A 5,807-nucleotide genomic window follows, 5' to 3' on the forward strand; every position below is an offset into this window, starting at 1 on the left:
ATCATAAATATGAGCCATAATATAATGTCGCTATATCGCTATATAAGCCGTTTATAGAATTGCCTATTTTAGCACTGTAACATAATCTATTTTGACTGAAAGCCTTTCTAATAAATGATTACCGCTATTTAGTGCTGAAATGACCGTAACATTCACTCATATAAAATAATCTCTTCCGTGTTATGGAGGCCTCGACTCGATAACTCTAAAGGTCTCAGCTCTCGTATCTCTTCCCGGGTGAATCATCTAACTCTTCACAGAATAGCCTACAATGAAAGATTAAGATATTAGGGGTATAAACATATAGGGTGCTAAAAGAAAATGCAATACAGGCCATTTTAAGCGGTCTGATTTCTCTAGGTTTTACGTATATTTGAGTGATAGTATATTATTCGTCTCCAGAAGAGACTTAACACGTTTAGTTAGTATCATGTTCTGATATGTTATAGCGTGTTATATCTAATTTTATGAGGCTTTTAATATATTACTGCTTATAGGGGTGTTCAGGTTGAATATCAAGGAAATAAGCCACGAATCGGGTTTAGCTTATTCTACTACTAGAAAATACTTAGTGTTATTAGAAGAGGCCGAATTATTGAAGTCTAGTATTGAAGAGGGTTCACGTGTGTTTGAAGGTCAGGCGGTCCGGTACGTGAAGCGTTTAGCTTCTCTCTCGAGTAAAGGGGTTCCCCTGAAAGAAGCACTCGAGAAGATTAAGGAAGCTCCTTACCAGGTTAGCGATGATTCAGAAGTTGCCGTGCTTCAGAAGCAGATCAATGATCTCAGTAAAGAGGTTCGGTCTCTCTCTGATCTTCTCCAGGTCGAATTATCAAAACAGAAGGCCTTACCCGAACGATCCGGCTTCTGGTATCACTTGAAGGCCGCCTTTGGTTCTGTGTTCAAGAAGTGAGACTCCAGCAAGTTTTGATAATTCTTTGCGGGTTTCAATTGCTTTAGCAGAATTCTGCGGAAGCAAAATACCCCCTTGCCCGCCGCATTGCTTTTCTTTCGCCTTTGCCGCTATCAACGATCAAATTGGTTCGCCAGTTGGTCCAGGGTAGCGATAGCATCATCAAGGATCTTCGAGGCGGTTGATAACGTGAAAGCGATCTCCGGAATAAGGCTCTTCTCATTGTCCGGTTTCAATCTCCTATTGAGTCGGTCCAGGTTCTTCTTGATGATCCTCAAATCGGTTTCAACGCTTCCAATTGCCTTAGATTCATCGCCCTTCATCAAATCGCCTCGATTCTCTATAATCGTCTATTTAAGCTGATAACAGCTCTCGTTATATCGCCCTGTGTTGCATTTTCTTGATTCTAACAAGGTAATCATACTATACCCATTGGTAAAGTCGCTTAGAATCGATTTATTGAGGCCTGTTTTTCTCGCTATTGAAGCGCATTATACTCATTTTAACCGCTCTTGAAGAGGCTTAATTATTTGTGGGATTTTGTGGTTTTGTATGTGGAATGTTCTATAAATGTTCTGCTTTTGTTATGGATAAAGAAGCCCCCCAGTTCTTTTCACTGAGGGGTTGGAGGTCAAACACGAAGAGCATCTATGTGAAGAAGTGAGGCCTAATCTTCCGGTGGTACCGCCAGTTCAACTCTGATGTTCCTTGAAATACTATTGAAAGCATCGCTAGTCAGGCCCCTTGCCAGTCCTGCCACTTCAACGGCTTTTAGGTTGCTTCCATCGGTGATAGCGATAATATCCTTCTGCGCTTTAAGGCCTTCGAGTGCCTGCTTTTGACTCTCAATCCTTCCGTAGTCTTTATCATGCTTCCAGGGTTCCGCCACTCCTACCACTTGATATGCGTGGTTGAAGAGAGCATCTGCAATACTCTCGTTTCGGCTTCTCAATTCGGACACGTAAGTATCTATCAGCTCTTGAGTGATCGGCTCTCCATCAATAAGCTCGTTCTTACTATCAGTGATCCAATGCTTCGCCAGTTCAACTAATGAGTCAGTCGGCATTGCCTTAATCTTGTTTGTCAATTTAGTCAACTTCAATAGTTCGGCTTCTGGTGAGGTCGAAGGCGGTTTGAATTCTTCCCGGGCATTAGCCAGGAGTCCATCAAGTTGCGTGATTCTCTCGTCAAGGATCGCCTCTTTCTCAGATACAATCTCGTTGTAAACCTTCTTCTTGTACTCATCAATAGCCTTATCCGTGAACATTCCGTTCTTTTTCATGCGGTCAATCTTCTCTTTATAACCGTCTAGCCTTGCTGCCAGTTCCTGCAATTTTTCAATCATACTTATCACTCCTTCACGATGTTAATCGTTATTGCGTTGCTGATTCCGTTCTCTTCGAGGGTCCAACCATCAGGCCACTTATGGAGAGGTTCCGGCCCTTCCGGGTCCGTGTCGTCATCAATGACTCTCACGTCAATCTCCATCGGATCGAATCTCTTTAAGGATTGCTCATATCGGGCCTTGACGGTATCCTTGAGGGTGGTTAATTCCTCGAGGGTGTATTTCTTCCACTCTCCATGTTTTAAGCCGTAGAATCCATCTGAACGCTTTTCAAACCTCGATGGAGGGTCCAGGGGTTTGATCTTATCCAGAAGGTTTTCAATCCTTCGCAAGTTCTTCATGCAACCGCTCTCCTTTCGTTCAGTTCCTCCAGCTCTTCTTCAATCTTTTCTAGCCTCTTTTCAAGGTCGTGCTTCTCTATCAATTGTCCAGCCGTGGCGCAGAGATAGCCCATTACCCGGGCCTTATCCATGTAGCACTTGAAAAGCTGAGGCTCCATCGTCTTAGGGTCCAGCTTTTGAATTGCCGTGATCTCAGCTTGAATCTTCTTCAAAAGACCGCCAATAGTTATGTTCGTCATGTCATCACTCCTTGTATCCCCCCGGGTTCCCGCTCAACGCCTTACTATGAAAGACTTTGCGCTGTTTTTCGGGGTTTATGTTCTTTATATCTCCATAGACTCTCATAGACTCTAGATAGACCCGGCCCATAGACTCAATTTCTCGAAATTCCTCTAAATTGTTCATTCTGAACAAACCCATAGACTTGATAGACTCCATAGACTCGACCGCTAGAAAGCACTCCTATAAACGATTCCCCCGGTCTATCTAAATAGACTCGCCATAGACTCGCCATAGACCCATAGACCGAAAAGCTATCGGGTCTATCAAGTCTATTGAGTCTATCGGGTCTATCAAGTCTATGAAGTCTATCTATTTTTGTATTTACCATTCTCATTACTTATCAATCCTTCCTTTACCATTGCCCATAATATGTTCTTTGTAGTGCTGTGATTCTTTCCTAGAGCGGACGCTAGATCCTTAGGGGTAGTAGCTCCGTGTTCTTCCAGATACTTGATGATTTCCTTACGTGTTTCGCTCATATGGACCGTTTCCGTGTCTCCTAGCAGATGGAACGGTACACGGTTCGTGAGGTCGAATTTTACCGATAGCCGTTGTTCTTCCACGTCTCGACCTGTAATGTTGATAACAATTTCCTGTGTTTGCCGTCCTCGTTGTGCCAGTATCGTTGCGTCCGCTGTGCCTGTGAGGCCTGTGCTTCCTAGCACTCCATCGAAAACATCATCAGCATCTTTCACATTCTTTCGCATATGGTGTACTACCAGGACCGTTACGCTATGTCTCATAGCTAGGTTTTGAAGGCCGCCCATAATCTCCGTGTCCGTCTCGTAAGCGTCATTATTCCGGCCTCTCTTCGGTTTTACTCTTGCAAGCGTGTCTATTACTATCAGCCTCGTTTCCGGGTTATCTTCAAGGAATGACTCTATCTCTTCGAGACCGCCAGCGTCTAGCCTTTCTAACTTGTTCGATATGAAGAGGTTCTCAGGAAGAGGTAAATCGCATGAGATCATTGCCAGACGATCCTTTAGCCTTCTCTCTGAATCTTCGAGGCCGTAGTAAACCGCCTTGCCGGGTTCTACCTCTATCTTCCCTAGAGCATAACCGCCTTTAGGAAACGCCACGGAATGACACAGATGCAATGCTAGCCATGATTTCCCGACCTTCGGTTTCCCTGCTAGAATGATGAGGCCTTCGGGTATCAGACCCGGAACGGTCCAGCGTATCGGTTCAAATTCCTTCTGTATAAGGTCTAATGCTGATATGTACTTCGCTTTAGCCTTCTTAATGCTGTGTCGGTTCGTATTGAATCTTTCCACTTCTTTGATCGCATCGCCAGGATCCCGGAAATTAGCAATCCTTTGCCTTAGTCGTTCTTCGCTCTCCTTCCGGACCTCTTCGAGTAAACCGTGATAATGGGGTAGTGACTCAATGTGTCCGTTCCGTGCTTCTTCTTCCATCTGATTTGCTAATACCGGGTAGTGCTTCCAGAAGTCAGCGGTAATATCGGCTGTGTCCGTTCCCTTCCGGTAGTGGTTCGCTAGGAAGTCATAGATTTCTTTTCTCTGGAAGTCGGACCGGAATAACTCAGGAAATACAGTCTTGAAGGCATCATCATAAAGTAAGGCCCATAACAATTGCCGCTCTAACAGGTTGGTTTGGCTCTCGTATTCTGGTATAATAGTAGTGTCTGTGAGATTAGTAGTCGGCCCTGTCGCATCAGGGCTTTTCTTTTGCTTCGTCATAGGGTGCCTCCTTTAGTAGTGCGATCATTCCCTTGTTTCGTCCATTTCCAGAATGTAGCCAATTGCTCCTTGAATCCTTCGAGATTTACACCAACACTCTTTAACCAGCTCTCGATCTTTTCGTCCATTTCAGCGTCAGGATCGCCTAGAATAGAAATAACAGCCTTCCTTGATGTCATTGCCTGCAAATCTGTTTTGCTGATTCCTACACGCCCCAGGACCGCAAATAAAGGGTGATTTCTCTCCATGTGTCAATCTCCTTTCATGTGTCCTCTTCGTTGAAGCTCCTTCTCGATCGCCAGAAGCTCAGAAGAGGTTAACTGCAAGAATTTTCCGGACCGTTTCGGTGTTATCTCACGTCTTGCTTCCAGCTCATACAAGACGTGATACACGTGGTTCGGTCTCATGCGGTAATCTCTCGCCAGCTCTCTAATGCTCAATCCATTCATCTCCTCTCGATTTATTGCAATAATGAAAAATGGCCGCCTGTAATCGGGTTTAATCCCGCCAGACGGCCATTCTTCTCTCTATTCTGTAATGTATGCTATCAAGCAATCATGTTATACTCTTGATACACACATTTGTAACTACCAGGAGGGGCGGCCGTCTGGACAACGTTACCAGCCCCTCTTTTTTTCTCTTCGATTATACCATCACTCAGAGCAAAAAACCAAACACAACTCAATTCTGATGCGCATTTCAGGGATTTCTACATAAAAATTCGATTCAACACGCTTGCACATGATTCGACACGGTTCGACAAGTGCAACGTCTCTAATCGTTCCTCATCGTTCCACAATAGACGTTATCATTCCTTGATAAGTCTCCCGATGCGATTTCCCTCTTTATCCAGGAGCGCAACGGTTCCATCTTCGAGTAGTTCATATTTTGCTATCTTCCTCGTAAATTCTAACGATTTCTTAGTGCTAGCTGCTCTCTCGTTCTTCTCTTGCATTGTCAGTAATCCTTCCATTATCTCCCCTGCCTTCGCCTTCAAACCGTCAATATAGGCCTGTAAATCGCCGCTGGTGATTCCCACTCTCTTTGCTGATACTTTGACCTTCCGAATCTTTCCATCTCTCAGGAGACGATCCAGAGTAGGTAAACTGATCCCCAGGACAGCCGCCGCTTCTTTCTTCGTATAGATATATTCTTCCATCTAGATGATCCCCCCTCCATAATCGAATCATATCATATCAGAAGGCATCAACACAAATCATAAATATGAG

At 44.4% G+C, this 5,807-nt stretch carries 9 protein-coding genes; 1 reads left to right on the forward strand and 8 read right to left on the reverse strand.

The genetic code is table 11. The features are described 5' to 3' along the window. The first annotated feature begins 595 nt into the window (after nucleotides 1-595). Complete coding sequence (locus Q502_RS14090) at nucleotides 596-910, forward strand: hypothetical protein (protein ID WP_146024502.1); 315 nt, start codon at nucleotides 596-598, stop codon at nucleotides 908-910. Nucleotides 911-1,023: 113 nt separating this feature from the next. Here Q502_RS14090 and Q502_RS14095 read toward each other — a convergent pair whose 3' ends face one another. The 8 genes from Q502_RS14095 to Q502_RS14135 form a co-directional block, all read right to left on the reverse strand. Next, entirely contained in the window at nucleotides 1,024-1,233 is a 210-nt protein-coding gene (locus Q502_RS14095) for a hypothetical protein (protein ID WP_102819422.1), read from the reverse strand. A 344-nt stretch (nucleotides 1,234-1,577) separates the two neighbouring features. Next, nucleotides 1,578-2,255 (reverse strand): hypothetical protein, encoded by a 678-nt coding sequence (locus Q502_RS14100; protein ID WP_102819423.1) that lies wholly within the window; start codon nucleotides 2,253-2,255, stop codon nucleotides 1,578-1,580. 5 nt (nucleotides 2,256-2,260) lie between these two features. After that, complete coding sequence (locus tag Q502_RS14105; RefSeq protein WP_102819424.1) at nucleotides 2,261-2,596, reverse strand: hypothetical protein; 336 nt, start codon at nucleotides 2,594-2,596, stop codon at nucleotides 2,261-2,263. Further along, nucleotides 2,593-2,835, reverse strand: a complete 243-nt coding sequence (locus Q502_RS14110; protein ID WP_102819425.1) for a hypothetical protein — start codon at nucleotides 2,833-2,835, stop codon at nucleotides 2,593-2,595. The genes Q502_RS14105 and Q502_RS14110 overlap by 4 nt, the downstream gene beginning before the upstream one ends. A gap of 4 nt (nucleotides 2,836-2,839) precedes the next feature. After that, nucleotides 2,840-3,034 (reverse strand): hypothetical protein, encoded by a 195-nt coding sequence (locus Q502_RS14115; protein WP_112109500.1) that lies wholly within the window; start codon nucleotides 3,032-3,034, stop codon nucleotides 2,840-2,842. Nucleotides 3,035-3,183: 149 nt separating this feature from the next. Beyond that, nucleotides 3,184-4,578 carry an AAA family ATPase gene (locus Q502_RS14120; protein WP_102819426.1) on the reverse strand — a complete coding sequence of 465 codons (1,395 nt, stop codon included), beginning with the start codon at nucleotides 4,576-4,578 and terminating at the stop codon, nucleotides 3,184-3,186. Further along, entirely contained in the window at nucleotides 4,575-4,826 is a 252-nt protein-coding gene (locus Q502_RS14125; RefSeq protein ID WP_102819418.1) for a hypothetical protein, read from the reverse strand. Before Q502_RS14125 ends, Q502_RS14120 begins: the two co-directional genes overlap by 4 nt. Before the next feature lie 560 nt (nucleotides 4,827-5,386). Next, entirely contained in the window at nucleotides 5,387-5,737 is a 351-nt protein-coding gene (locus Q502_RS14135) for a helix-turn-helix domain-containing protein (protein ID WP_102819420.1), read from the reverse strand. Between the last annotated feature and the right edge of the window lie 70 nt (nucleotides 5,738-5,807).

Source organism: Mesotoga sp. Brook.08.YT.4.2.5.2. (genome assembly GCF_003351125.1).
In the GTDB taxonomy this organism is placed as follows: domain Bacteria; phylum Thermotogota; class Thermotogae; order Petrotogales; family Kosmotogaceae; genus Mesotoga.

What these genes read in the sequence shown, in the direction of transcription:
- Q502_RS14095 (WP_102819422.1), bottom strand. Translation starts at nt 1,233, where the DNA reads ATGAAGGGCGATGAATCTAAGGCAATTGGAAGCGTTGAAACCGATTTG.
- Q502_RS14100 (WP_102819423.1), bottom strand. Translation starts at nt 2,255, where the DNA reads ATGATTGAAAAATTGCAGGAACTGGCAGCAAGGCTAGACGGTTATAAA.
- Q502_RS14105 (WP_102819424.1), bottom strand. Translation starts at nt 2,596, where the DNA reads ATGAAGAACTTGCGAAGGATTGAAAACCTTCTGGATAAGATCAAACCC.
- Q502_RS14110 (WP_102819425.1), bottom strand. Translation starts at nt 2,835, where the DNA reads ATGACGAACATAACTATTGGCGGTCTTTTGAAGAAGATTCAAGCTGAG.
- Q502_RS14115 (WP_112109500.1), bottom strand. Translation starts at nt 3,034, where the DNA reads ATGGAGTCTATCAAGTCTATGGGTTTGTTCAGAATGAACAATTTAGAG.
- Q502_RS14120 (WP_102819426.1), bottom strand. Translation starts at nt 4,578, where the DNA reads ATGACGAAGCAAAAGAAAAGCCCTGATGCGACAGGGCCGACTACTAAT.
- Q502_RS14125 (WP_102819418.1), bottom strand. Translation starts at nt 4,826, where the DNA reads ATGGAGAGAAATCACCCTTTATTTGCGGTCCTGGGGCGTGTAGGAATC.
- Q502_RS14135 (WP_102819420.1), bottom strand. Translation starts at nt 5,737, where the DNA reads ATGGAAGAATATATCTATACGAAGAAAGAAGCGGCGGCTGTCCTGGGG.